The organism is Streptomyces sp. NPDC048584 (assembly GCF_043199595.1).
GTDB classification, from domain to species: domain Bacteria; phylum Actinomycetota; class Actinomycetes; order Streptomycetales; family Streptomycetaceae; genus Streptomyces; species Streptomyces edwardsiae.
The window spans coordinates 129,121-152,497 of sequence record NZ_JBICWF010000013.1; the positions used below are offsets into that span (position 1 = coordinate 129,121).

The window sequence follows — 23,377 nt, forward strand, 5'->3', positions numbered from 1 at the left end:
GGCTCATCGCCGGACAGGAGTGGCCGGGCGGCCCTGCACAGGTGCGGGCGCGTCTGGAGGAGACGGGGTACCTCGTCGACGAGGGACTGGCGATCGCCTGCTTCCTGGCCCTGCGGCTGCACCGGCCGGTGTTCTGCGAGGGCGACGCGGGCACCGGCAAGACGGCGCTCGCGTCCGCCCTCGCCGAGATGCTCGGCGCCCCGCTGATCCGGCTGCAGTGCCATGAGGGCATCGACGCCTCGCAGGCCCTGTACGACTGGGACTTCCCGCGCCAGCTGCTGCGGCTGCGGGCCGCCGAGGCGGCCGGGGTGAATGATCCGGCGCTGCTGGAGGGCGAGTTGTACGACCGCCGGTTCCTGCTCGCCCGGCCGCTGCTGCGGGCGCTGGAGACCTCTCCGTGCGTGCTCCTCGTGGACGAGGTCGACCGGGCGGACGACGAGTTCGAGGCGTTCCTGCTGGAACTGCTGTCGGAGTTCTCGGTGACGATCCCGGAGCTGGGCACCGTCCGGGCCGAGGTTCCGCCGGTGGTGGTCCTCACCTCCAACCGCACCCGTGAGGTGCACGACGCGCTGAAACGGCGATGTCTGTACCACTGGTTCGGCCATCCCGACTTCGATCGCGAGCTGGCCGTCGTACGGCGGCGGCTGCCGGAGGTGTCGGGACGGCTGGCCGCGCAGGTGACGGCGCTGGTGCAGACGCTGCGGGCGGAGGACCTGGTCAAGCCGCCGGGGGTGGCGGAGACGATCGACTGGGCACGCGCCCTGGACGTGCTGGGGGCCGGCGAGGTCGATCCGGCGCTGGCGGTGGCGACGCTGGGATCGGTGCTGAAGTACCGGGAGGACGCCGAGCGCGCGCGGGGTCTGGACTTCGGCGCGGTGCTGGCGGGGCTGCGGGTGTGACCGGCGTGGGCGCGCGGGGGCGTGCGCGGCGGCCCGACGCCGTGGCCGCACTCCTCGGGTTCGCCCGCGCGCTGCGCGGCGCCGGGGTCGACGCGAGCAGCGAGCGGGTGCACGCGTTCCTGCGCGCCGTGGACGTACTGCGGCCGGGGGTGCGGGCGGACGTGTACACGGCCGGCCGGCTGACACTGTGCGGGAGCCCGGACGACCTGGAGCGCTACGAGCGGGTCTTCGCCGCGTGCTTCGGCGCCGGGGACCCGCCGGACGCCCACCCCGGGGCCGCCGCTCCCCCGCTGCGCCCGCGGCCGGTGCCTCGGGACGCGCGGACCGGGCCGGGCACTCCCGCCGGTCCCCATGACCGTACGCCCCGGCTCGCCGCCCTGGCCGCCTCCGCCGATGTCCTGCGCCGGCGGGACTTCGCCGCGCTGAGCCCCGCCGAGCGCGAGCAGGTGCGGCGGCTGCTGGCCGCCCTCGCGCTGCGCGGACCGGTCCGGTTGTCCGCGCGGCGGCGGGCGGCGCGGCGCGGGGAGGTCGATCCGCGGCGGACGGTGCGGGAACTGCTGCGCGGCGGCGGCGAGCCGGTACGGCTGCGGCACCGGGTGCGGGCGCGGCGGCCCCGCCGGGTGGTGCTGCTCGTGGACGTCAGCGGGTCGATGGCGCCGTACGCGGACGCGCTGCTGCGGTTCGCGCACGCCGCCGCGCGCGGGCCGCGCACCGAGGTGTTCACCATCGGCACCCGTCTCACCCGGGTGACCGGGGAGCTGGCCCGCCGGGACCCGGATCTCGCGATGGCCGCGGTCGCGCGGGCCGTGCCCGACTGGCGCGGGGGCACCCGGCTCGGTGAACTGCTGGACGTGTTCCTGACGCGCTGGGGCCGGCCCGGGATGGCGCGGGGCGCGGTGGTGGTGCTGCTGTCGGACGGGTGGGAGCGTGGTGATCCGGAGCTGCTCGCCGGCCGGATGCGACAGTTGCACCGGCTGGCGCACCGGGTGATCTGGGCCAATCCGCTCAAGGCCCGGCCCGGGTACGCGCCCCTGGCCGCCGGGATGGCGGCGGCGCTGCCGAGCGTGGACGCGTTCGTCGAGGGGCACAGTCCGGCGGCGCTGGAACGGCTGGCGGCGGTGGTGCGGGGAAGCGGCCCCGGGGAAGGAGCGGAACGTGCGTGACATTCTTCCGGTGCTCGGCCGCTGGTACGCGGCGCGGGCGCCGTTCGGTCTGGCGACGGTCGTCCGGGTGAGCCGCAGCGCGCCGCGCGATCCGGGGGCGGCGATGGCCGTCGGACCGGACGACGAGGTGGCGGGCAGCGTGTCCGGCGGCTGTGTCGAGGGCGCGGTGTTCGAACTGGCGCGGGAGGCCGTCGCCGACGGCGAGGCCCGCCTGGAGACCTTCGGCTACAGCGACGAGGACGCCTTCGCGGTCGGGCTCACCTGCGGCGGCGAGATCACCCTCCTCGTGCGTCCGGTCACGCCCGGGCTCGACCCGGCCTTCGGGGCCGTCGCGGAGTCGGTCGCCGCGGGAGAACCGGTGACGGTGGCTACGGTCACCGAAGGGCCCGCGCCGCGCGGCGCCGTCCTCGCCGTCTGGCCTGACCGGGTCGCGGGCGGACTGGGCACGACCGGTCTGGACGCGGCCGTCACCGCCGACGCGCGCGGTGAACTCGCCCTCGGCGCCACCGGACTGCGCCACTACGGGCCACGGGGACAGCGCCGCGAGGACGCCGTGGAGGTGTTCCTGCAGTCCTTCGCGCCGCCGCCGCGCATGCTGGTCTTCGGCGCCATCGACTACGCGGCGGCCGTGGCCCGCATCGGGGTCTTCCTGGGCTACCGCGTCACCGTCTGCGACGCCCGCCCCGTCTTCGCCACCCCGCGGCGCTTCCCGGACGGTGTCGAGGTGGTCGTCGACTGGCCGCACCGCCATCTGCGCGGGACCGGGACCGACGAGCGCACGGTCATCTGCGTGCTCACCCACGACCCCAGGTTCGATGTGCCGCTGCTGACCGAGGCGCTGCGCCGGCCGGCCGCGTACATCGGCGCGATGGGCAGCCGCCGCACCCACACGGACCGGATGGAGCGCCTGGTCGAGGCCGGTCTCACCGGGCGTGAGCTGTCCCGGCTGCGCTCGCCGGTGGGGCTCGACCTCGGCGCCCGTACGCCCGAGGAGGTGGCCGTGTCCGTGGCCGCCGAGATCGTCGCGCTGCGCTGGGGCGGCTCGGGCGCGCCGCTGACCGTGACCGAGGGGGCGGTCCATCCCGCCCCTCCGGTCGTCTGACGAGGAGGAAGCCATGGAGCTGCGCCACGAGTTCACCGTCCCCGTCCCGGTCGACGACGCCTGGCGGGCGTTCCTCGACATCGAACGGGTCGCGCCGTGCCTGCCGGGGGCGACCGTCGAGAAGTACGACGGCAGGACGGTGACCGGTTCGGTGAAGGTCAAGGTGGGTCCGGTCACCGTGACCTACGGGGGCACGGCCGTCTTCGAGGAGCGGGACGAGCCGGCGCACCGCCTGGTGCTGGTGGCGAGCGGGCGGGAGGTACGGGGGCAGGGCACGGCCCGCGCCAGGGTGACGGGCACGCTGAGCGGGCGGGACGGTGTCACGGCGGTGTCGGTGCGGACCGATCTGACGGTGACCGGCCGGCCGGCGCAGTTCGGGCGCGGGGTGCTGGCGGAGGTGGGTGAGCGGATCATCGGCCAGTTCGCCGCGTGTCTCTCGGAGCGTCTGGCGGAGCGGCCGGCCGCCTCCGAGGCCGTCGAGGCCGCCGAACCCGCGCCGGAGGAACCTCTCGATCTGCTGCGCACGGCCGGGGTGCCGGTCGCGAAGCGGGCGGCCGCCGCCGTCGCCACCGTGCTCGCCGTGGCCGCGTGGGTCGTAGGGACTCGGAGGTGGCTGCGCGCCCGCGGGAAGAGCGGGGGAACGGGTGTGTGAGTCCGCGCGAGGGGGGTAGTCGCCCGGTATCACCTCCGATCGTGGGAAGGGGGTCCGTTGATCGCGCATCTACTCACAGCGCCCGGGCCGCCTCCACCGACACGAGGCGGCCCGGCCTCTGCGCGGCGGCGGTACGCCGGCGGCTTCGGGCCGGGCGGACGACATCCCGTGGGAGCGGTGGTGTCCGTCCCACGGGATGTGAGTGTGCCGGGCGCGATTCCGGTCCCGGGCCGGGGGTCCTCTCCCGGTGGGCTAGTCCTCGCCCCTGACGATGTTCTCCTCCACGCTCGCGTTCGAGGTGGTGGGCGTCGTACCGCGCTCCATGGCGGGCAGGCAGGTCCGCAGCGGGTCCTTGCCGCGCAGCCGCCGGGCTCGTGCCCAGCCGGTCTCCGCCCGGCGGGTCCGGGGCCGGTCAACGGTCTCCGAGTTCACTACGCATCATCTTCCTTCTGTTCCACTGCGCTGCGGGTCCCCTGCGCGGCGCGGGACAAACACCCGGCGCGTCAGGTCTCGCCGGGCGGGGGCCGGAGTACGAACTCCGCCCACACCTGTTTGCCGCCGCTGACCGGGAGGGTTCCCCAGCCGGCCGAGACCGCCTCGACGAGGAGGATGCCCCGGCCGCCCGTGGCCTCCCAGCCGATGCTGGTGGGTTTCACGGGGGTGCGGGGTGAGGTGTCGGCGACCGCGAGGCGCAGCCGGTCGTTGATGAGGGTGATGTCGAGCCGGACCTGGCCGTCGGTGTGCACCAGGGCGTTGGTGACCAGTTCGGAGACGACGAGCAGCGCGGCGTCGATGTCCGCGGTCACGCCCCAGGAGCGCAGGGTGCGCCGGGTGAAGCGGCGGGCGTGCCCGACCGCCTGGGGCACCCGCCACACCGTCCAGCTCTCCCGCAGGGGGCGCGAGGTCATGCCGTCGTAGCGCATCAGCAGCAGGGCGACGTCGTCGCTGCGCGGGGCCTTGCCGAGCAGGTCGTCCGCGACGGGTCCGAGGTCGGCGGGGTCGGTGGCGGCCAGCTGCCGGGCGAAGCGGAGCATGCCCTCGTCGATGTCGGACTCGGGTGACTCGACCAGACCGTCCGTGGTGAGCGCGACCAGTGTGCCGGGCTGGAGCCGGAGCGGACTCATGGGGAAGTCGCTCTGCCGCACCACGCCGAGCGGCGGGCCGCCCTCGGCCTCCGCGATCTCGGTGCGGCCGTCGGTATACCGCAGCACCGGCGGCAGATGGCCGGCGCGGACGCACCAGGCGAAGCCCTCCTCCATGTCGATGTCGACATAGCAACAGGTCGCGAAGAGGTCGGTCTCCATGTCCATGAGAAGCCGGTTGGCGTGGGACACCACCACGTCCGGGGGATGGCCCTCGACGGCGTAGGCGCGCAGCGCGGTGCGCATCTGGCCCATGAGGGTCGCCGCGCCGGCGCTGTGGCCCTGGACGTCGCCGATGACAAGGGCGACGTGGTTGTCGGGCAGCGGGATCACGTCGTACCAGTCGCCGCCGAGTTCCAGGCCGGCCGTGCTGGGGAGATAGCGGGCGACGGCGACCGCGCCGGGCAGCTGGGGCAGTCGGCGCGGCAGCAGCTGGCGCTGGAGCATGCCGACCAGTTCGTGTTCGGCGTCGAAGGCACGGGCCCGCATCAGGGCCTGTCCGGCGAGGCCGGCGGCCGCGGTGAGCAGGGCGCGTTCGTCGGGGCCGAAGTCGTGCGGGGTGTCCCAGCCGATCAGACAGGCGCCCGCTATCCGGTTCCCGGCGGGCAGCGGCAGCATGGCGAGACCGCCGGGGCCGACCTCGGCGAGCGCGGTCTCCAGCGGGGAGCCCGCCGACCAGATCCGGGCGCGGCCCTCGCGCAGGACGGCGGCGAGGGTGGGCATGGTGCGCACCGGCGCGTCGGGCCACTCGCCGCGCCACTCCGCGCGCCACAGCTCCGGCCAGGCCTCGGGTTCCGGCGGGTCGAGGACGGTGACGACGAGCCGTTCGCCCTCCAGTTCGGCGAGTGCGATCCGGTCGGCCCGCAGCGGTCTGCGCAGCGCGACGACCACGGCCTTGCCGACGTCACGGACGGTGACCGCGGTGGCGAGGGCCGCGGCGAGCCGCTGGACGCGGGCCACGTCCGTGATCTCGGAGCGCAGCGTGGAGGCGTCGGCGACGAAGCCCACCAGCCGGGGTGGGCGCCCCTCGCCGCCGTGCACCAGCCGGCCGCGCAGCCGGAGCCACTTGGGCGGGCCGTCGGGCTGGAGCACCCTGAACTCCAGTTCACGGTCGCCGATCGTCATGTGGTCGGCCTCGACGACGGACATCAGCGAGGGCAGGTCCTCCGGCACCGTCAGGCCGAGCAGGGTCTCCACCCGTCCGTCGAATTCGTCCGGGTCGATGCCGAACAGTTCCAGGATGTCCTCGCCGACCCGGACCCGACCGGTGTCCATGGCGAGGCTGAAGCCGCCGGGCAGCAGGCCGGCACCGTCGGCGGAGGCGGGCGGCGCGGGGAGAGCGAGGGCGTCGGCGACAAGTCCGAGGCAGGCACGGTCCTCGGCGTCGAAGGCGCGCTCGGCGACCGCGAGCAGGCAGCCGCCGTCGCCGCGTACGGGCAGGGCCGCCAGAAAGAGGCCGCCGCCGGTCGCGCGCCGAGCCGAGGGCGGCGCGGCGAGGTCGTCCGGTTCCAGCCACACCGGCCGCCCTCGGTGCGCCTCGGCCACCGGGTCGCCGCCGGCGACGGGGTAGCTGTCCCCCACTCCGCACAGGGTCCGCGGCACACCGGCGGACTCCGCCAGATACAGCGGTTCGCCGTCCGCGCCGGGCCGGTACACGGCGGCGAACACGGCGCCTGCGAAGACGAGGGCCTGCTCCAGGATCCGGCGCACCCTTTCGGGTGACCCCTGGTCGGCCGTGATCATCCTCAGGGCGCCTTCCGCACGCGGCGTTCTCGTGCTGCGTCCCGCAGCGCCCTCACTGACCACGTTGGCCATTACAGCGCTTATGGCACAGTCGCGCAGCCCCTGTGCGCGTCCGGCGCCACGGCTCTTGCCCGGCGTTCGCCGTGCGGGACGGCCCGGCAGGGGGGAGATTGGTCCCGGGACCGGTGGCACGGCCGGGCGAGGAGGTGGTCGGCGTGTCCGAGGGGCAGTCGTCCGCGCGGGCTCCGGTCGGCCGTCCGCTGCTGTCGCTGACGCTGGCGTCGATGATGGACGAGGTGCACGCGCACTCCGGTGCGGTGTATCTGCTCTCGCCGGACCAGCCGGTGCTGGAGATGGCGGTGATGGCCGGGCTGCCCCGCGCCTTCGCGGCCCCGTGGGAGCGGGTGGGGCTGAACGCGCCGATCCCGGTCTCCGACGCGGTGCGCGAACGGCGGCTGGTCTGGGTGGGCGGCGAGGAGGAGATGGCCCGCCACTATCCGCGGATCGCGATGGCGCTGCCGTATCCCTTCTCGCTGGCCGCGCTGCCGGTGGCGACCCCGGCGAGGGCGTACGGCGCGGTCTTCGTGACCTGGCCCGGCACACATCCGCCGGTGCTGTCCGACTGGGAGCGCGATCATCTGAGCGCGGCCTGTGACCGGCTCGCGGTACGGCTGGAGCGGGCGGCCGAGCAGAGCCTGCCGTTGGCGCCGGAACCGGATCTGCTGGCGGCGCCGCTGGTGGGCGGCATGGCCGGCACGCTCGGCACGGTGGAGGCGGCCCGGATGGTGGCCCGGCTGCCGTACGGGCTGTGCTCGCTCGATCTGCACGGGCGGGTCGGCTTCGCCAACGCCGCCGCCACGGAGCTGCTGGAGGTTCCGGTGAACCGGCTGCTCGGCGCCCAGATGTGGGCGACGGTGCCCTGGCTGAACGATCCGACGTACGAGGACCGGTACCGGGCCGCGCTGTTCAGCCAGCACGTCACCTCGTTCGTCGCGCTGCGCCCGCCGGACACCTGGCTGTCGTTCCGGCTGTATCCGAGTACGACCGGACTCAGTGTGCGGATCAGCCGGGCCCGGCCGGCGGCGGAGCTGGACCGTGCGGCGCCGCGGCCCGCGCGGGGGCAGCCGCGGCTGGTCACCATCACCCAGGTGCTGAGCCTGGCCGGGGCGCTGACCGAGGCGGTCGGGGTGCAGGACGTGGTGCAGCTGGTGGCGGAGGAGATCGCGCCGGCGGTGGGCAGCCAGGGGCTGGTGATCCTGGGATCCCGGGCGGGCCGGCTGAGGGTGCTGGGGCACCAGGGGTACGAGGATCCGCGGGTCGTGGAACGGTTCGACGGGATGCCGCTGTCGGAGCCGATCCCGGGCAGTCAGGTGCTGCGGACCGGGGTGCCCGCCTTCTTCGAGAGCCGGGCGGAGGTCGAGCGACTGTATCCGGCGCTGGTGCGGAATCCGTCGGCGTTCGCGGCGTGGGCGTATCTGCCGCTGATCGCGTCGGGGCGGCCGGTCGGGACGTGTGTACTCTCCTACGCGGCACCGCACCCCTTCCCGACGGAGGAGCGGACGGTGCTCACCAATCTGGCGGGCCTGATCGCCCAGGCGCTGGAACGGGCCCTGCTGTACGACGCCAAGCACCGGCTCGCCCACGGGCTGCAGGAGGCGCTGCTGCCGCGCACGCTGCCGTCGCTGCCCGGCATCGAGTCCGCGGCCCGCTATCTGCCGGCCATGCAGGGCATGGAGATCGGCGGCGACTTCTACGACCTGGCGGCGGCTCAGGGGACGGCGGCGGCGGTGATCGGGGACGTCCAGGGGCACAACGTGACGGCGGCCGGGCTGATGGGGCAGGTCCGTACCGCGGTGCGCGCGTACACGGCCGTCGGGCAGCCGCCGGAGGAGGTGATGCGCAGCACCAACCGGCTGCTGCTGGACCTGGGGTCGGAGCTGTTCGCCAGCTGTCTCTATCTGCGGCTCGATCCCGCGCGCGGGCGGGCCGTGATGTCCCGCGCGGGTCATCCGCCGCCGCTGCTGCGCAGGCCGGACGGCCAGGTGCGGGTGCTGGACCTGGCCGGCGGCCCGCTGTTGGGCATCGACGCGTCGGCGGCGTATCCGTCGACGGAGGTCGCGCTTCCCGCTGGCTCCCTGCTCGTCCTCTACACCGACGGCCTGGTGGAATCCCCGGGCACCGACTTCGAGGACTCGGTGGCCGACCTGTGCCACCGCCTCACCGCCCTGGGCGACCTCCCCCTGAACGACTTGGCCGACGCCCTGATCCAGCACGCCACGGACATGCCCGACCGCCTGGACGACGACATAGCCCTGCTCCTCCTCCAGGCCCACGCGCGATAAAGGGGACGCGGGACTGTGCCGATCTGCCGCTCCACCGCGCGGGCGCGAAGGAACAGCGGCCGAAGGGGCGCGGGACTGTGCCGATAAGCGGCTCCACCGCGCGGGCGCGAAGGAACAGCGGCCGAAGGGGCGCGGGGAACGGCGCGAACGGGGGTCTGGGGGCGGAGCCCCCAGGGACGGGAAGGGAAAGGGCGGCGGGGGCGAAACTCCTCAGGGACCCCCACCCCACCAGAACAGCCGACGGCCCCGGTCCCGCCACAACGGCGGACCCGGGGCCGCGAAGGCACGCGTCAGTGCGCCCCGCTCACCGCGGACTCCTCCCCCGCGCCCTGACCACCCGCACCGGCGTCCTCACCGCCGGCCTCCTGGCCATCACCGGCCCCGGCGTCACCGGCACCGGCCTCACCGAGCGACGCCCCCACCGCCTCCAACGCGGTGGTCACCGGCTGGAAGAAGGTCTCACCCCCCACAGTGCAGTCACCGCTGCCCCCCGAGGTCAGCCCGACCGCCAGCCCGTCCCGGGTGAACATCGACCCGCCGCTGTCCCCGGGCTCCGCACAGACATTCGTCTGGATCAGCCCGGTAACGGTCCCTTCCGGATAGTTCACCGTCGCGTTCAGCCCGAGCACCTGCCCGTCGGAGAGCCCGGTCGTGCTCCCCATCCGGAACACCTCCTGCCCCACGGTCGCCTCCGCCGCCTGCGAGATCGCGAGGGTCTGCTCCCCGAGGTTCACCTCGCTGGGCGCGACCGTCGCGGGATCGTCGTACCGCACGAGCGCGAAGTCGCCCGTGCCGGGGAAGACCGCCTGGTCGACGGTGGCGATCGGCTGACCACCCTGCGCGTCGGACCACTGCTCGGCCGCGACCCCGCAGTGACCGGCCGTCAGGAACGCCGGACTGCCGTCACCGGCGGTGACGTTGAACCCGAGCGAGCAGCGCGCACCGCCGGAGAAGATGGCGTCACCGCCCGACGCGAACGTTCTGAAGGTGCCCTCGGACTTCTTGATGGTCGCCATGCCGGAGCCGAGGCCCTCGACGGTGGATTCCAGCTGGTTCCACTTGTCGCCGGTCACCGTGCTGTCCGCGGTGACGAGGATCTTGTTGGTGCGCGGGTCGACCGCCCAGGAGGTGCCCGGGATGGTCGCCTCCGTCTTCAGCGTCTGCGCTCCGGCCTCCAGTTCGGCCATGCTGTTGTCGACCTCGCGGACGGCGGCACCGGCCTTCTCGGCCTGCACGACGACGTTGTTGTCGTCGCCCGCCACGACGTTCACGACGAGCTGCTTGCTGTCGCCGTCGTAGTAGGAGCCGGCGAACGCGTCGCCGAGGAGCCCGGCGAGCTGCGAGGCGAGATCCGAGGCATCGCCCGCCTTGAGGGTCCTCGGCGTCGCGGAGGCGCCGTCCGACGCGCCGTCCTGGGAGGCGTTCGCGTGGGGGAGCAGGAGCGCGGCGGCGCCGAGCGCCACCACTGAGCCCACCGCTATCGCGGCCTTGCGCTTCGGGATTCGCTTGTGACTCAAACTTCTCGACCTCCTGGGGGGACCGGAGTCGTGCCGGTGTCCGGCAGCTGTGGGGCGCCTGGATGGCTGTTGGTACGCAGGCGCCGTGGGAGGCGTTCAATCCCGCCGGACCTTCACGGAGGGTCATCGGACCGGCACGCTCGGTCGCGCACCCGTGGCGGAATCCCGGCTTCGGTGAATCTGCACAGCGAATGCCCAACCCGGTCACCGGAGCCGGGATTCGTCCACAGGCCGGCCGACCGGGGTACGCCTTTGGGGCCGGTGTGCCGGATTCCGTTCGCCGGGGCGCAAGTGGCGGGACGGGGCGATGCGGTGGGGCATGTGAAGAAGTCGCCCCCGCGCCGTGCCCGCGTCTGCACGCTTGGGCCCGCGCACGGCACAAGTTGCCTGGTGAGGCGTTTGGTTGATTGGAAGCCCGGGCTCGCCGCGTGCTTTGATCCATCGCACCGCAGGGCCGTTCCGGGTTTCCGGCGACGGGCGTCCGGCGCCCGCGGTCGCGGCCTTCATCCGTCCCCACGGAGGGGGTCGCTCCCCCTTGTGACATACCCATACGAAGGGAAGTTCCATCATGAACTCCACCCCCCAGGTCGAGACCGTCGAGATCTCCGACGCCGACCTCGACAACGTCTCCGGCGGCCTGTCCCTGAACGCCGTGAACAGCATCACGGGCGCGGTGGACGGTATCGCCCCGGTCTCCGGCCTGGTCGACACGGTCGTCGGCACCGTCGAGGGTGTCACCGGTCTGAACACCGCCCCGGTGACGAACCTGGTCGCCGGTCTCTGATCGCGCCCTTGTGCCACTGAGTCCCGGAGCCGCCCCCCGGCTCCGGGACTCCGCGGTGCGTACACGTCCCTTGAGTTGCCCGCAGAGTTCACGCAGGTGAGGGAAGACTCGTGCAGTTCCGCCAACAGGCCCTCGCCAAGCTCCAGTCGCCGGAGGAACTCGACCTCCCGGTGCGGTTCGCGCGCCCGCAGGGCTGGCTGGTGCTGTCCGTGACGGTGGTCGCCATGGCGGCCGCCTCCGTATGGGCGCTGACCGGCTCGGTGACCTCGACGGTCGGCGCGCCCGCCGTCCTCACGTACGGACAGGGCAGTTACGTCCTGCAGAGCCCCGTCGCCGGCCAGGTCACCGCCGTCCTCGCGAAGGAGGGGGCGCGGCTGCCCGCCGGCGCCCCCGTCCTCAAGGTCCGTACCGGGGACGGCGACGAGGTCGTCCGCACCCTCGACGCGGGCCGGGTCACCGCGCTCGCCGCCAGCACCGGGCAGATCATCTCCACCGGCGCGAACGTCGCCGCCGTGGAGAAGGTCGCCGGCTCCAGGTCCCCGCTCTACGCGACGGTGTACGTTCCCGCCGAGAGCGCCGCCGGCATTCCCGCGCACGCCTCCGTCGACCTGACCGTGCAGTCGGTGCCGAGCCAGGAGTACGGCGTCCTGCACGGGAAGGTGAAGTCGGTCGACCGCTCGGCGCAGTCCGCGCAGCAGATCGCCGCGTTCCTCGGGGACGCCCAGCTCGGTGAGCAGTTCACCCAGGAGGGCCGGCCGGTGGCGGTCACGGTGGAGCTGGAGAAGTCGTCCGGCACCGAGAGCGGCTACGCCTGGTCGTCGGCGGACGGCCCGCCGTTCGCCCTGACCTCGATGACCCTGGCCACGGGTTCGATCCGGCTGGCCGACCAGCGTCCCGTCGATTGGCTGCTCCCGTGACCACCGCCCAGGAGACCCGCGGCAGACGCCGTGCGGCCCCGCCGAAGCGCACCGTGCCCAAGTCCCGTGCGAAGACGGTCCGTACGCCCACCGTGCTGCAGATGGAGGCGGTGGAGTGCGGCGCCGCCTCGCTCGCGATGGTGCTCGGCCACTACGGCCGCCATGTCCCGCTGGAGGAGCTGCGGATCGCCTGCGGTGTCTCGCGGGACGGCTCGCGCGCCAGCAACCTGCTGAAGGCGGCCCGCGGTTACGGGCTCACCGCCAAGGGCATGCAGATGGATCTGGCGGCCCTCGCCGAGGTGACGTCGCCGGCCGTCCTGTTCTGGGAGTTCAACCACTACGTCGTCTACGACGGCATGGGCCGCCGCTTCGGCCGGCGCGGCGTGTACATCAACGACCCGGGCAAGGGACGGCGGTTCGTCCCGCTGGAGGAGTTCGACGGCAGCTTCACCGGCGTGGTGCTGGTGATGGAGCCCGGGGAGGACTTCAGCCGCGGCGGCCGCAAGCCGGGTGTGCTCGGCGCGATGCCGGCCCGGCTGCGCGGCACGGCGGGCACCATGCCGGCGGTGGTGCTGTCGAGTCTGCTGCTGGTGGCGGTCGGGGCGGCGGTGCCGGGCCTCAGCCGCACCTTCATCGACGAGTTCCTGATCGGCGGCCGTACCTCGATGCTCGGCGTGCTGTTCACGTCGATGGGCGCGTGCGTCCTGCTCACTCTGGTGCTGACCTGGCTCCAACAGGGCAATCTGCTGCGCGGCCGCCTCATCTCCTCCACCCTGTCCAGCGCCCGTTTCCTGCGCCATCTGCTGCGGCTGCCGGTGACGTTCTTCGCCCAGCGCAGCCCGGCCGACCTGGTGCAGCGGCTGCAGTCGAACGACGCGGTGGCCGAGACGCTGGCCCGCGATCTGTCGGCGGCGGGCGTGGACGCGGTGGTGGTCGTGCTGTACGCGGTGCTGCTGTACACGTACGACCCGCAGCTGACGTTCGTCGGCATCGGTGTGGCGCTCCTGAACATCGTCGCCATGCGGATCGTGATCCGGCTGCGGGCCACCCGTACGGCGAAACTGCGCGCGGACAACGCACGGCTCACCAACACGGCGTACACCGGACTGCAGTTGATCGAGACGCTGAAGGCGACCGGCGGGGAGGACGGCTACTTCCGCAAGTGGGCGGGGCAGCACGCCACCACGCTGGAGGAGCAGCAGCGGCTCGGTGTGCCGAGCGCCTGGCTCGGTGTCGTCGCGCCGACGCTCGCCACGCTCAACAGCGCGCTGATCCTGTGGATCGGGGGCATGCGGGCGGTCGAGGGGCACATCACGGTCGGTCTGCTGGTCGCGTTCCAGGCGCTGGTCGCCCGGTTCACCGCCCCGCTGACGCGGCTCAACGGGGTCGCGGGCCGGATCCAGGACTTCGCCGCGGACGTGGCCCGGCTGAAGGACGTGGAGAACTTTCAGGCCGACCCGCTCTACGGCCGTCCGGGCGCCGGGGAGTCGACACGCCGGCTGCACGGCCATGTCGAGCTGCAGAACCTCGCCTTCGGCTACAACCCGCTGGACAAGCCGCTGCTGACCGGCTTCGACCTGACCGTGGGTCCCGGGCAGCAGGTGGCGCTGGTGGGCGGCTCGGGCAGCGGCAAGTCCACGGTGTCCCGGCTGCTCTCCGGGCTGTACACACCGTGGGAGGGCGTGATCCGGATCGACGGGCAGCGCATCGAGGACATCGCGCGCGGGGCGCTGGCCGCGTCCGTCTCCTTCGTCGACCAGGAGGTGTTCCTGTTCGAGGGCACCGTCCGCGACAACGTGGCGCTGTGGGATCCGTCGGTCCCGGACGAGGCCGTGGTGGAGGCGCTCGAGGACGCGGCCCTGTACGACGTGATCCGGCGCCGTCCCGGCGGCATCCACAGCCCGGTCGAGCAGGACGGCCGGAACTTCTCCGGCGGGCAGCGCCAGCGCCTGGAGATCGCGCGGGCGCTGGTGCGCCGGCCCAGCATCCTGGTGCTGGACGAGGTGACCAGCGCCCTGGACGCGGAGACCGAACTGGTGGTGATGGACAACCTGCGCCGGCGCGGATGTGCCTGTGTGGTGATCGCACACCGGCTGAGCACGGTGCGCGACAGCGACGAGATCGTCGTCCTGGACCACGGCACGGTCGTGGAGCGCGGACGGCACGAGGAGCTGGTGGCGCGCGGTGGGGCGTACGCGGCACTGGTCAGGGAGCGATGAGATGACGGCCGTGCACGAGGGCCAGGGCGGCGATCTCGTCCTGGGGGCGCTCGGATCGCTGGGCACACCGATCGACTGCTCCGGGTTCGGCCGGCTGGACCTGGAGGGGCCGCAGGTGCTGTGGCTGATCGCGTCCGGCGCCGTGGACCTGTTCGCGGTCGACGCCGAGCGGCAGGGGCACTGGCACCATCTGGGCCGGCTGGAGGCGGGTTCGCTGGTGCTGGGCCCGGTGGCGGGTCCGGCGCACACGCTGGTGGCGCGTCCGCTGCGGGACTGTGTGGTGCACCGCGTCGGACTGCGCGAGCTGTACCAGCCGGCGAGTACGCAGACCTGGTCGTACGACGAGTACGGCAATCCGCAGTACGTGCCGCCGACGACGAGCCCGCTGGAGTACGCGCTGGCGCTCGGGGTGGGCCGGAGTCTGGCGGTGCTGTTCCAGGCCCCGATGGCGGCCGAGCGGGCCACGGCGCCCAGCGACGACGACGTGTTCTGGATGCAGGTGCCGCCCGGCAGTGTGCAGTACGGCTCGCTGTACGGGGCGGAGGCGGCGGCCGATCTGCTGATGGACCCGGCGCTGTGGCAGAGCATGGTCGACCAGCAGTACCGGCTGATGACCACCCTGGACCGGTGGATCGAGCAGCTGGAGCACACCCACGAGACACGGACCGCGGAAGGCATCGCGGCGGGTGAGGCGGTCCGCGCCCAGGCCGACCGGACGCTGCTGGCGGCGATCGGCAAGCGGTCGGGGCAGCGCACCACGGCGGCCGACGCGGACGCCACGTACGCGGCCTGCCGGCTGGTGGCGCGGGCGGCCGGCATCACGCTCGCCGCGCCCGCGCAGTCCGGGACCGGCGGGGACCGGCTGGATCCGGTGGAGCAGGTCGCCCTGGCGTCTCGGCTGCGCACCCGTGTCGTACGGCTGGACGGGCACTGGTGGCGGGACGACGTCGGTCCGCTGGTGGGACACCGGGCCCTGTCGGGGGCGCCGGTGGCGCTGCTGTGGCGGCGCGGCGGCTATGTGGCGGTGCATCCGGCGACCGGCCGTGAGACGCCGGTCGAGAAGGCGAACGCGGAGGAGTTCGAGCCGCGCGCGGTGATGTTCTACCGTCCGCTGCCCGAGCGGCGGCTGAGCCCGCTCGGGCTGGTGCGGTTCTGCATGTCGGGGACGCGCGGTGATCTGACCGGTCTGCTGCTGAGCGGACTGGTGACCGTGGCGATCGGCGCGCTGGTGCCCCTGGCGACCGGCAGGGTGCTCGGCGAGTTCGTGCCGAAGGCGCAGACCGGGCTGATCGTGCAGGTGTGTCTCGCGGTCATGCTGAGCAGTGTGGTGGCGGCCGCGTTCATGCTGCTGCAGAACCTCACCCTGCTGCGGCTGGAGGGCCGGGTGGAGGCGACGCTGCAGCCGGCCGTGTGGGACAGGCTGCTGCGGCTGCCGACCACGTTCTTCACCGAGCGTTCGACCGGTGAGCTGGCGAGCGCGGCGATGGGCATCAGCGCGATCCGCCGGATGCTGGCCGGGGTCGGCCCGACGGTGGCGCAGTCCGTCACCGTCGGCGCGGTGAATCTGGGGCTGCTGCTGTGGTTCAGCGTGCCGATGGCGCTGGCCGCGCTCGGGATGCTGGTCGTGATCGCGGGGGTGTTCCTGGCGCTCGGGCTGTGGCAGGTGCGCTGGCAGCGCCGTCTGGTGGTGCTCAGCAACAAACTGAACAACCAGGCCTTCCAGACCCTGCGTGGGCTGCCGAAACTGCGGGTGGCGGCGGCGGAGAACTACGCGTACGCCGCGTGGGCGTCGGAGTTCGCCCGCAGTCGCGAGCTGCAGCAGAAGGCCGGCCGGATCAGGAACCTCACGGCCGTCCTCGGCGCGGTATATCTGCCGCTGGTGACGCTGTCGATGTTCATGCTGCTGGCCGGACCGGCACGCGGCTCCATGACGGCGGCGGAGTTCCTCACCTTCAACACGTCGGTGACGATGGTCCTGACCTCGGTCACCCAGCTGACCGGCGCGTTCGTCTCCGGGGTCGCCGCGCTGCCGCTGTTCGAGCAGATCAGGCCGGTGCTGGACGCCCTGCCCGAGGTGCGGACGGCGAGCACCCGGCCGGGTCCGCTGTCCGGGGCGGTGGAGGCGCGGCGGCTGTCGTTCCGCTACTCCGACGACGGGCCGCTGGTCCTGGACGACGTGTCGTTCGAGGCGCGGCCGGGCGAGTTCGTCGCGGTCGTCGGCCCGAGCGGCTGCGGCAAGTCCACACTGCTGCGGCTGCTGATCGGCTTCGACCGTCCGGTCTCGGGCAGTGTGCTGTACGACGGCCAGGACCTGGCAGCGCTGGACCAGTCGGCGGTGCGCCGCCAGTGCGGTGTGGTGCTCCAGCACGCGCAGCCGTTCACCGGCTCCGTCCTGGACGTCATCTGCGGCACCGAGCCGTACACGCCCGAGGAGGCGATGGCGGCGGCGGAGATGGCGGGGCTGGCCGAGGACATCAGGCGGATGCCGATGGGACTGCACACCATCGTCTCCGGCAGCGGCGCCGTCTCCGGGGGGCAGCGGCAGCGGCTGATGATCGCGCAGGCGCTGATCCGCCGGCCGCGGATCCTCTTCTTCGACGAGGCGACGAGCGCCCTGGACAACGAGACGCAGCGCACGGTGATCGAGAGCACCAAGGCCCTGGAGGCGACCCGGATCGTCATCGCGCACCGGCTGTCGACGGTGCTGGACGCGGACCGGGTCGTGGTGATGGAGGCGGGGAAGGTGGTCCAGCAGGGGCCGCCCGGACTGCTCCTGGCGGACACCGGCGGGCGGCTGCACGAACTGGTGCGACGACAGCTGGCGTGAACCGGGACGCCGGCGACCGGTCACCGTCCGGTCACACCTGGGCGCTTCTTCGTCGTATGCGCGCCACCGTCCGTTGATCCGCGCGGTAAGTGGGTACCCACGGGCCATGCGGACCAGCGTGATGGATGTCGGATCGAAGACCGTCAGACTCGTCGTGGCGGACACGGCGGGCGGGGCGCCCCTGCCGGTGCACACGGCGAAGTGGCCGCTCAGGCTGTCCGATCAGGTCACGCCCGGAAGGCCGGTCCCCCAGGAGGCGGTGGAGCGGCTGGTGGAGGCGGTCGTGGCGGCGGACAGGACCGCCGCGCGGTGGGGCGCGTCGTCCCCCCTGGCGTTCGCGACCGCCGTGGTGCGAGGCGCCCCGAACCGGCAGGAGGTTCTGCGCACGGTCCGTGACCGGGCCGGCGTCGATCTGTGCACCCTGCCCGGCGAGGTGGAGGCCGAGCTCACCTTCCTCGGCGCCCGGCGCTGGATGGGGTGGCGGTGTGGGCCGCTGGCGCTGGTGGATATCGGCGGGGGTTCGCTGGAGGTCGCCTTCGGGCGCGGCCGGCTGCCGGACTTCGTGGCCTCGCTGCCGCTGGGGGCGGGCCGGCTCACCCACGAGTAGTTCGCGGACACGAAACTCCCCACCCCCGAGCAGGTACGGGCGCTGCGCCGCCGGGTACGGCACCAGCTGCGGGACGTGGCGGCCCGGATCCGCTGGGAGGGGCCCCGCACGGCGGTCGCCACCTCCCGCACCTTCCAGCAGCTGGCCCGGCTGTGCGGGGCCGCGCCGGGACGGTACGGGCCCTTCGTGGAGCGGGAGTTGTCCTGCGCGGACCTGCGCGGGGCGGTCGACCGGCTGGCCGCGCTGCCCGCGGCCGACCGCGCCCGGCTGCCCGGCATCTCCGCGCCGCGAGCCGCGCAGAGTCTGGCGGGCGCGGTGGTGGGGCACACCGTGATGAAACTGACCGGTCTGCGGACGGTGACGATCTGCCCCTGGGCGCTGCGTGAGGGCGTACTGCTGCGCCACCTCGAGGACGGCCCGTCCTGGTGGGCGGAGATCGCCCGCCTGAGCGAGAAGGACACGGCGGCCGCCGAGCCCGTACCGCTGCGCATCGCCGCCGCACGTGGTTGACCCGGACGGACGACGAGAGGAAGAGCCCGTGTCCGAGCAGGAGGACCGCGAGGAGCCGCGGACGGCCGTCGAGGAGGTGCTGCGCGAGGTCGAGGAGGCCGAGCGGCGCACCGCCGAGGCCGCCGGCCACGACCGGGGTGAGGCCGGGGAGGCCGTCACCCCGAACACGGAGGCCCAGGAGGAGTCCCAGGGGGATCCGTAGGACTCACTGCGGGGGCGGGCCCAGCGGGCGGGCCGCCAGGGCCCGCGCGACGCCCAGCAGGTTCGCGGCCATCGCCCGGCCCGTCCTGCGGGACCAGTCGTGGCCGCTGCCGCCCTCGAGGAAGCTCGGTCCGGGGCCGGGGCCCTGGTTCCAGTAGGTCCAGGCCTGGCCGGGGATGGTGTAGCCGATGTCCTGCAGACCGCCGGTGATCTCACTGATCACATGGTGCGCCCCGTCCTCGTTGCCGGTGACGACGACGCCCGCGACCCGGTTGTAGGCGACCGGACGGCCGTCGTCGTCCGTCTCGGACAGCATGGCGTCCATCCGCTCCAGCACCCTCTTGGCGACCGACGACGGCTGGCCGAGCCAGGTCGGCGAGGCGATGACGAGGATGTCGGCGGCGAGGAGCCGCTCGTGGACGCCCGGCCAGTCGTCGCCGTCGTGTACGGCCTCGCTGACCACGCCCGGGGCGATGTCCAGGTCCACCGCGCGGACGACGTCGACCGCCACCCCGTCCTTCTCCAGTTGCTCGGTGACGGTCCGGAACAGCGCCTCCGTGTTGGAGGTCTCCGGTGACTTCTTGAGGGTGCAGTTGATCACTAGTGCCTTCATGGGGCAGGGAGTACCCCGTGTGTGGCGGGCCGCACGCCGGCGGGGGTGCCCGTGCGCCGTCCGGGTACCCGGACGGCATGGAACACCCCCGTGAGGAACCCCGGCTGCCCGCCCCGCGCGGGCCCCTGAGCGGCGGCGTCGTGGAGCGGCTGCGCGGTGACGGCCCGCTGCCTCCGTACGACGGGATCGCCGCCGCCCCCGTGTACGGCGACGACCTGCAGCTCGCCCTCTATCTCTGTTACGAGCTGCACTACCGCGGATTCGCGGACGCGGCGGCGGATCTCGAATGGGACCCGGAGCTGCTGGGTTTCCGGGCCGCCCTGGAGGAGCGTTTCCTCGACGCCTTGCGTGCCGACGCCCGGCGGCACCACGGCGTCGAGGAGGCGTTCGCCGGGATCCTGGTCGAGCCGGTGGACGGCACCGGAGTCAGCCACTTCCTGCGCGACGAGGGCGAGCTGTGGCAGATCCGTGAGTACGCCGCCCAGCGGTCCCTCTACCACCTCAAGGAGGCCGACCCGCACGCCTGGGTGCTGCCCAGGCTGTGGGGGCGTGCCAAGGCGGCGATGGCCGCGGTGGAGTTCGACGAGTACGGCGGCGGCCGCGCCGACCGCGTGCACGCCCGTCTGTTCGCCGGCCTGATGGCGGACCTGGGCCTGGACACGGCGTACGGCCGCTATCTGGACGCGGCCTGCGCCGAGCAGCTCGTGACGGTGAACCTGATGTCCCTCTTCGGCCTGCACCGCTCCCTCAGGGGCGCGTTGGTGGGGCACTTCGCGACGGTCGAGATCACCTCCTCGCCGGGCTCCCGGCGACTCGCCGAGGCGATGCGCCGGACGGGCGCGGGTCCCGCCGCCGAGCACTTCTACGACGAGCACGTGGAGGCTGACGCGGTGCACGAGCAGGTGGTGCGGCACGAGGTCGTGGCCGGTCTGCTGGAGGAGGAGCCGTGGCTGGAGGCGGACGTCGCCTTCGGTGTCGACGCCACCGTGTTCACCGAGGACCTGCTGGGCGGGCGGCTGCTCGCGGACTGGGGCGCCGGCCGGTCGTCACTGCGGACTCCTTTGTCACGGGAGTTCACCCATATCTCCTGATCGCGGGGGTACCCGGCGGTTTGTGAATCCACTGGCACCACCGGGCGTGTACGCCCCTCAGGAGGACACCGAGCTGCTGGCCGGTGCCCTGTCCGACGAGCCCGTCCCGCCGGGTGCGCGTGTGCTCGACGTGGGAACGGGATCCGGCGCACTGGCGGTGGAGGCCGCCAGGCGCGGCTGCCGGGTGACCGCGGTCGACGTGTCCCGGCGCGCGGTGTGCACGGCGCGGGTGAACGCGCTGCGGGCCGGTGTTCCGGTCCGGGTGCGGCGCGGCAATCTGTTCGCGCCCGTGCGGGGTGAGTCGTACGACCTGATCCTCGCCAATCCGCCGTACGTTCCGGCGCCCGGCCGCGGTACGCCGCCGCGTGGTGCGGCCCGTGCCTGGGACGCGGGCGGCGACGGGCGGCTGGTCCTGGACCGGATCTGCCGGGAGGCGCCCGCGCTGCTGCGGACGGGCGGGGTGCTGCTGCTGGTGCAGTCGGCGCTCAGCGGCCCCGGCCCGACGGTCGGGCGGCTGCGGGAGGCCGGGATGAAGGCCGCGGTGATCCGGCGCCGGCACATCGCCTTCGGCCCGGTGGTGCGAGGCAGGGAGGGCTGGCTGCGGGAGCGGGGACTGCTCACCGCGGCCGACGACAAGGAGGAGCTGGTGGTGATCCGTGCCGAACTCCCCGTCTGACACCCCGCGACGCCTCACCGTACGGCGCAAGGGGCCGCTGCTGGTGGAGGGGCCGGTCGAGGTCGAGCTGGAGGACGGCACGGTCGTCGCCTCCGACCGCTTCCGGGTGGCTCTGTGCACCTGCCGCCGCAGCCGCCGCTATCCGTGGTGCGACACCAGTCACCGGGACCGGGCCTGAGCGGGCAGGGTCCGTGAACAGCCCGGAGGCCGGCGGGCGGCCCCACTCCGCCCGCCGGCCTCCTTGCACGAGACCGCACGTTCCGCGGGAGGGCCGGCACTCCCCAATCCGCCGGCCGCCACGCGGTCACGGGAACCGTGCGATCCCGGTCTCAGAACGCGAAGACGCTCGGACCGTGAGCGTTCATCACGCACTCGTTGGGGAAGACCCGCTCGTAGGAGACGCGCTGCCCCCGCCAGACCCCGTCGACGGTGACGAGGACCGGGGCGTACTCCTTGGTGCAGAAGGTGCCCTCTCTCATCGTCAGGGCGGCGGGGTCGCCGCCGACGCCGGCCAGCTCCGCACAGGCCGCCCCCGCGGCCGGATGGGTGCCCGACGATCCCGGGGCACAGGTCAGGGTGACCGCGCGTTCCGGCGTGACGGTCGGCGCGCTCTCGCCGTGGCCCACGGTGAGCACCAGGGCCGACGGGGCGTAGAGCGCGGACGGGGCGGTTCCCGGAGCGGCCAGCGCCGCCCCGGACAGGGGTGCGCAGACGGCGGCGGCCGTGAGGCCGAGGGTGGCGGCCCAGCGCGCGGTGTTCCGCATTGTGTGCATCCTTCCGCTCGTGTCGACGGGTCGATGTCGACGAGTCGCCGGCTCGTGCTCGGTCGGTGCCGAACCGGCGTGCCGGAGTCTGCCGAGTCGGCGCCGGAACTTCACCTCGGGCATGCGGGTTTCGGTAACATTGCGTGTTGAATCAGTGGCGTGAAGTCACGGAAGCCGGAGCGGTGCGCCCAGGAACCGCACGGAAGCGGGGCACGCGATGTGGCCAGATGGCCGGAATGCGGCCGCTCCGCAATCGGCCTGAAACATTCCGATTCCGTTCTCGGCAGACCGTTCGTCGACGCCTTGTGTTCATGGGAACGCCCCGCGACGACCCGATCACGGCCCCCGGCGCTGGACGTGCCCTGTACATACCGGCCAGTATGCGCGGGACGGCGTGACGCGAGGAGACGAGGCGGGACGGATGGCGAAGCACTGGGGCGACTTCCAGTACGAGATCTATCTCAACGGGATGACAGGGGCCGTGCCCCGGCTGCCGACCGATCTGACCCGGTTGGAGGAGCTGACCGAGCGGCGGCTGGGACCCGGGCCGGTCGGGTACGTCGCCGGTTCCGCCGGCGACGGCAGTACCGCCCGCGCCAACCGGGCCGCACTCGCACGCCGTCGGATCGTGCCGCGCATGCTGCGGGACGTGCACGAACGGGATCTGTCGGTCGAGGTTCTGGGCCGTTCGCTGCCGGCGCCGCTGGCGCTGGCGCCGGTCGGGGTGCTGTCGATCATGCATCCGGACGCCGAGCCGGCCGCCGCGCGGGCGGCGGCCGCGCAGGGCGTTCCGTTCGTGCTGTCGTCCGCGTCCAGCACTCCGATGGAGCAGGTCGCGGAGGCGATGGGCGAGGCGGAACGCTGGTTCCAGCTGTACTGGCCGAAGGACGTGGAGGTGGCCCGGAGCTTCCTGGGCCGGGCGAGGGCCGCCGGGTTCACGGCGCTCGTGGTCACGCTCGACACTCCCCTGCTGTCCTGGCGCCCGCGCGATCTGGACCAGGCGTATCTGCCGTTCCTGCACGGTGTGGGCACCGCGAACTACTTCTCCGACCCGGCGTTCCGGGCGGGGCTGGCCAAGCCGGTGCACCAGGATCCGAACGCGGCGGTGATGCACTTCGTCGGCATGTTCGCGGACCCGGCCAAGTCGTGGCCGGACCTGGCGTTCCTGCGGGAGAACTGGGACGGCCCGATCGTCCTCAAGGGGGTGCTGCACCCCGACGACGCCCGGCTCGCGGCGGACGCCGGGATGGACGGCGTGGTGGTGTCCAACCACGGCGGCCGGCAGGTGGCCGGGGCGATCGCGGCGGCGGACGCGCTGCCCGGTGTGGCGGCGGCCGTCGGCGACCGGCTCACCGTGCTGTTCGACAGCGGGGTGCGCACCGGCGACGACGTCTTCAAGGCGCTCGCCCTCGGCGCGCGGGCCGTCCTGCTGGGACGCCCGTACGTCTACGGGCTCGGTCTCGACGGCCAGGCGGGCGTGGAACACGTCATCCGCTGCCTCCTCGCGGAACTCGACCTCACCCTGGCCCTCTCGGGCCACGCCACCCCGGCGGCCGTCGGCCCGGCCGACCTCACGGACGTCACGTCCTGACCGGCCCGTCGCGAGCC

19 protein-coding genes and 1 pseudogene are annotated in these 23,377 nt (G+C 73.5%); 15 read left to right on the forward strand and 5 right to left on the reverse strand.

Annotation, left to right across the window (positions count from 1 at the left end):
- Positions 1-5 precede the first annotated feature (5 nt).
- From ACGFR9_RS26680 to ACGFR9_RS26695, 4 genes are read left to right on the forward strand one after another with little or no spacing between them, the layout of a single operon-like run.
- Positions 6-899: an AAA family ATPase gene (locus ACGFR9_RS26680; protein WP_393213134.1), complete on the forward strand. Its 894-nt coding sequence runs from the start codon at positions 6-8 to the stop codon at positions 897-899.
- Positions 896-2,062: a VWA domain-containing protein gene (locus ACGFR9_RS26685; RefSeq protein ID WP_393212885.1), complete on the forward strand. Its 1,167-nt coding sequence runs from the start codon at positions 896-898 to the stop codon at positions 2,060-2,062. The genes ACGFR9_RS26680 and ACGFR9_RS26685 overlap by 4 nt, the downstream gene beginning before the upstream one ends.
- A complete protein-coding gene (locus tag ACGFR9_RS26690) occupies positions 2,055-3,164 on the forward strand; it encodes an XdhC family protein (RefSeq protein WP_393212887.1) in 1,110 nt (369 codons plus the stop codon). Before ACGFR9_RS26685 ends, ACGFR9_RS26690 begins: the two co-directional genes overlap by 8 nt.
- 13 nt (positions 3,165-3,177) lie before the next feature.
- Positions 3,178-3,816: an SRPBCC family protein gene (locus ACGFR9_RS26695; RefSeq protein ID WP_393212889.1), complete on the forward strand. Its 639-nt coding sequence runs from the start codon at positions 3,178-3,180 to the stop codon at positions 3,814-3,816.
- A 252-nt stretch (positions 3,817-4,068) separates the two neighbouring features.
- Here the strand turns inward: ACGFR9_RS26695 and ACGFR9_RS26700 are convergent, their stop codons facing one another.
- Positions 4,069-4,248 (reverse strand): hypothetical protein, encoded by a 180-nt coding sequence (locus ACGFR9_RS26700; RefSeq protein WP_393212891.1) that lies wholly within the window; start codon positions 4,246-4,248, stop codon positions 4,069-4,071.
- Positions 4,249-4,319: 71 nt separating this feature from the next.
- Positions 4,320-6,773, reverse strand: a complete 2,454-nt coding sequence (locus tag ACGFR9_RS26705; RefSeq protein WP_393212893.1) for a SpoIIE family protein phosphatase — start codon at positions 6,771-6,773, stop codon at positions 4,320-4,322.
- Between the two features lie 143 nt (positions 6,774-6,916).
- Here ACGFR9_RS26705 and ACGFR9_RS26710 point away from each other — a divergent pair, with 143 nt between their 5' ends.
- Positions 6,917-9,043: a SpoIIE family protein phosphatase gene (locus tag ACGFR9_RS26710; RefSeq protein ID WP_393212895.1), complete on the forward strand. Its 2,127-nt coding sequence runs from the start codon at positions 6,917-6,919 to the stop codon at positions 9,041-9,043.
- Positions 9,044-9,333: 290 nt separating this feature from the next.
- Here the strand turns inward: ACGFR9_RS26710 and ACGFR9_RS26715 are convergent, their stop codons facing one another.
- Positions 9,334-10,560, reverse strand: a complete 1,227-nt coding sequence (locus ACGFR9_RS26715; protein ID WP_393212897.1) for a S1 family peptidase — start codon at positions 10,558-10,560, stop codon at positions 9,334-9,336.
- 568 nt (positions 10,561-11,128) lie between these two features.
- Between ACGFR9_RS26715 and ACGFR9_RS26720 the strand changes: the two genes are divergently transcribed.
- From ACGFR9_RS26720 to ACGFR9_RS26745, 6 genes and pseudogenes are all read left to right on the forward strand, one after another.
- Complete coding sequence (locus tag ACGFR9_RS26720; RefSeq protein ID WP_030226648.1) at positions 11,129-11,344, forward strand: hypothetical protein; 216 nt, start codon at positions 11,129-11,131, stop codon at positions 11,342-11,344.
- A gap of 110 nt (positions 11,345-11,454) precedes the next feature.
- Positions 11,455-12,261 (forward strand): HlyD family efflux transporter periplasmic adaptor subunit, encoded by an 807-nt coding sequence (locus ACGFR9_RS26725; protein WP_393212899.1) that lies wholly within the window; start codon positions 11,455-11,457, stop codon positions 12,259-12,261.
- Positions 12,258-14,480 carry an NHLP family bacteriocin export ABC transporter peptidase/permease/ATPase subunit gene (locus tag ACGFR9_RS26730; RefSeq protein WP_393212901.1) on the forward strand — a complete coding sequence of 741 codons (2,223 nt, stop codon included), beginning with the start codon at positions 12,258-12,260 and terminating at the stop codon, positions 14,478-14,480. The genes ACGFR9_RS26725 and ACGFR9_RS26730 overlap by 4 nt, the downstream gene beginning before the upstream one ends.
- A 1-nt stretch (position 14,481) precedes the next feature.
- On the forward strand, positions 14,482-17,307 hold the full coding sequence (locus ACGFR9_RS26735; protein WP_393212903.1) for an NHLP bacteriocin export ABC transporter permease/ATPase subunit: 2,826 nt from the start codon (positions 14,482-14,484) through the stop codon (positions 17,305-17,307).
- A gap of 106 nt (positions 17,308-17,413) precedes the next feature.
- Positions 17,414-18,424, forward strand: a pseudogene (locus tag ACGFR9_RS26740) (Ppx/GppA family phosphatase).
- 28 nt (positions 18,425-18,452) lie between these two features.
- On the forward strand, positions 18,453-18,626 hold the full coding sequence (locus tag ACGFR9_RS26745; RefSeq protein WP_393212904.1) for a hypothetical protein: 174 nt from the start codon (positions 18,453-18,455) through the stop codon (positions 18,624-18,626).
- Positions 18,627-18,629: 3 nt separating this feature from the next.
- Here ACGFR9_RS26745 and ACGFR9_RS26750 read toward each other — a convergent pair whose 3' ends face one another.
- Positions 18,630-19,238: a flavodoxin family protein gene (locus tag ACGFR9_RS26750; protein WP_393212906.1), complete on the reverse strand. Its 609-nt coding sequence runs from the start codon at positions 19,236-19,238 to the stop codon at positions 18,630-18,632.
- 77 nt (positions 19,239-19,315) lie between these two features.
- On the opposite strand from ACGFR9_RS26750, the gene ACGFR9_RS26755 reads away from it, so the two are divergent.
- The 3 genes from ACGFR9_RS26755 to ACGFR9_RS26765 are packed head-to-tail and all read left to right on the forward strand — an operon-like array spanning position 19,316 to position 21,183.
- Positions 19,316-20,329, forward strand: a complete 1,014-nt coding sequence (locus ACGFR9_RS26755; RefSeq protein ID WP_393212908.1) for an iron-containing redox enzyme family protein — start codon at positions 19,316-19,318, stop codon at positions 20,327-20,329.
- 22 nt (positions 20,330-20,351) lie between these two features.
- Positions 20,352-21,005 (forward strand): HemK2/MTQ2 family protein methyltransferase, encoded by a 654-nt coding sequence (locus ACGFR9_RS26760; RefSeq protein WP_393212910.1) that lies wholly within the window; start codon positions 20,352-20,354, stop codon positions 21,003-21,005.
- Positions 20,986-21,183 carry a CDGSH iron-sulfur domain-containing protein gene (locus ACGFR9_RS26765; protein WP_393212912.1) on the forward strand — a complete coding sequence of 66 codons (198 nt, stop codon included), beginning with the start codon at positions 20,986-20,988 and terminating at the stop codon, positions 21,181-21,183. The genes ACGFR9_RS26760 and ACGFR9_RS26765 overlap by 20 nt, the downstream gene beginning before the upstream one ends.
- Positions 21,184-21,334: 151 nt before the next feature.
- On the opposite strand, the gene ACGFR9_RS26770 is transcribed toward ACGFR9_RS26765, so the two are convergent.
- Positions 21,335-21,769 (reverse strand): subtilase-type protease inhibitor, encoded by a 435-nt coding sequence (locus ACGFR9_RS26770; protein ID WP_393212914.1) that lies wholly within the window; start codon positions 21,767-21,769, stop codon positions 21,335-21,337.
- Positions 21,770-22,190: 421 nt separating this feature from the next.
- Between ACGFR9_RS26770 and ACGFR9_RS26775 the strand changes: the two genes are divergently transcribed.
- Positions 22,191-23,360: a lactate 2-monooxygenase gene (locus ACGFR9_RS26775; protein WP_393212916.1), complete on the forward strand. Its 1,170-nt coding sequence runs from the start codon at positions 22,191-22,193 to the stop codon at positions 23,358-23,360.
- Positions 23,361-23,377 lie beyond the last annotated feature (17 nt).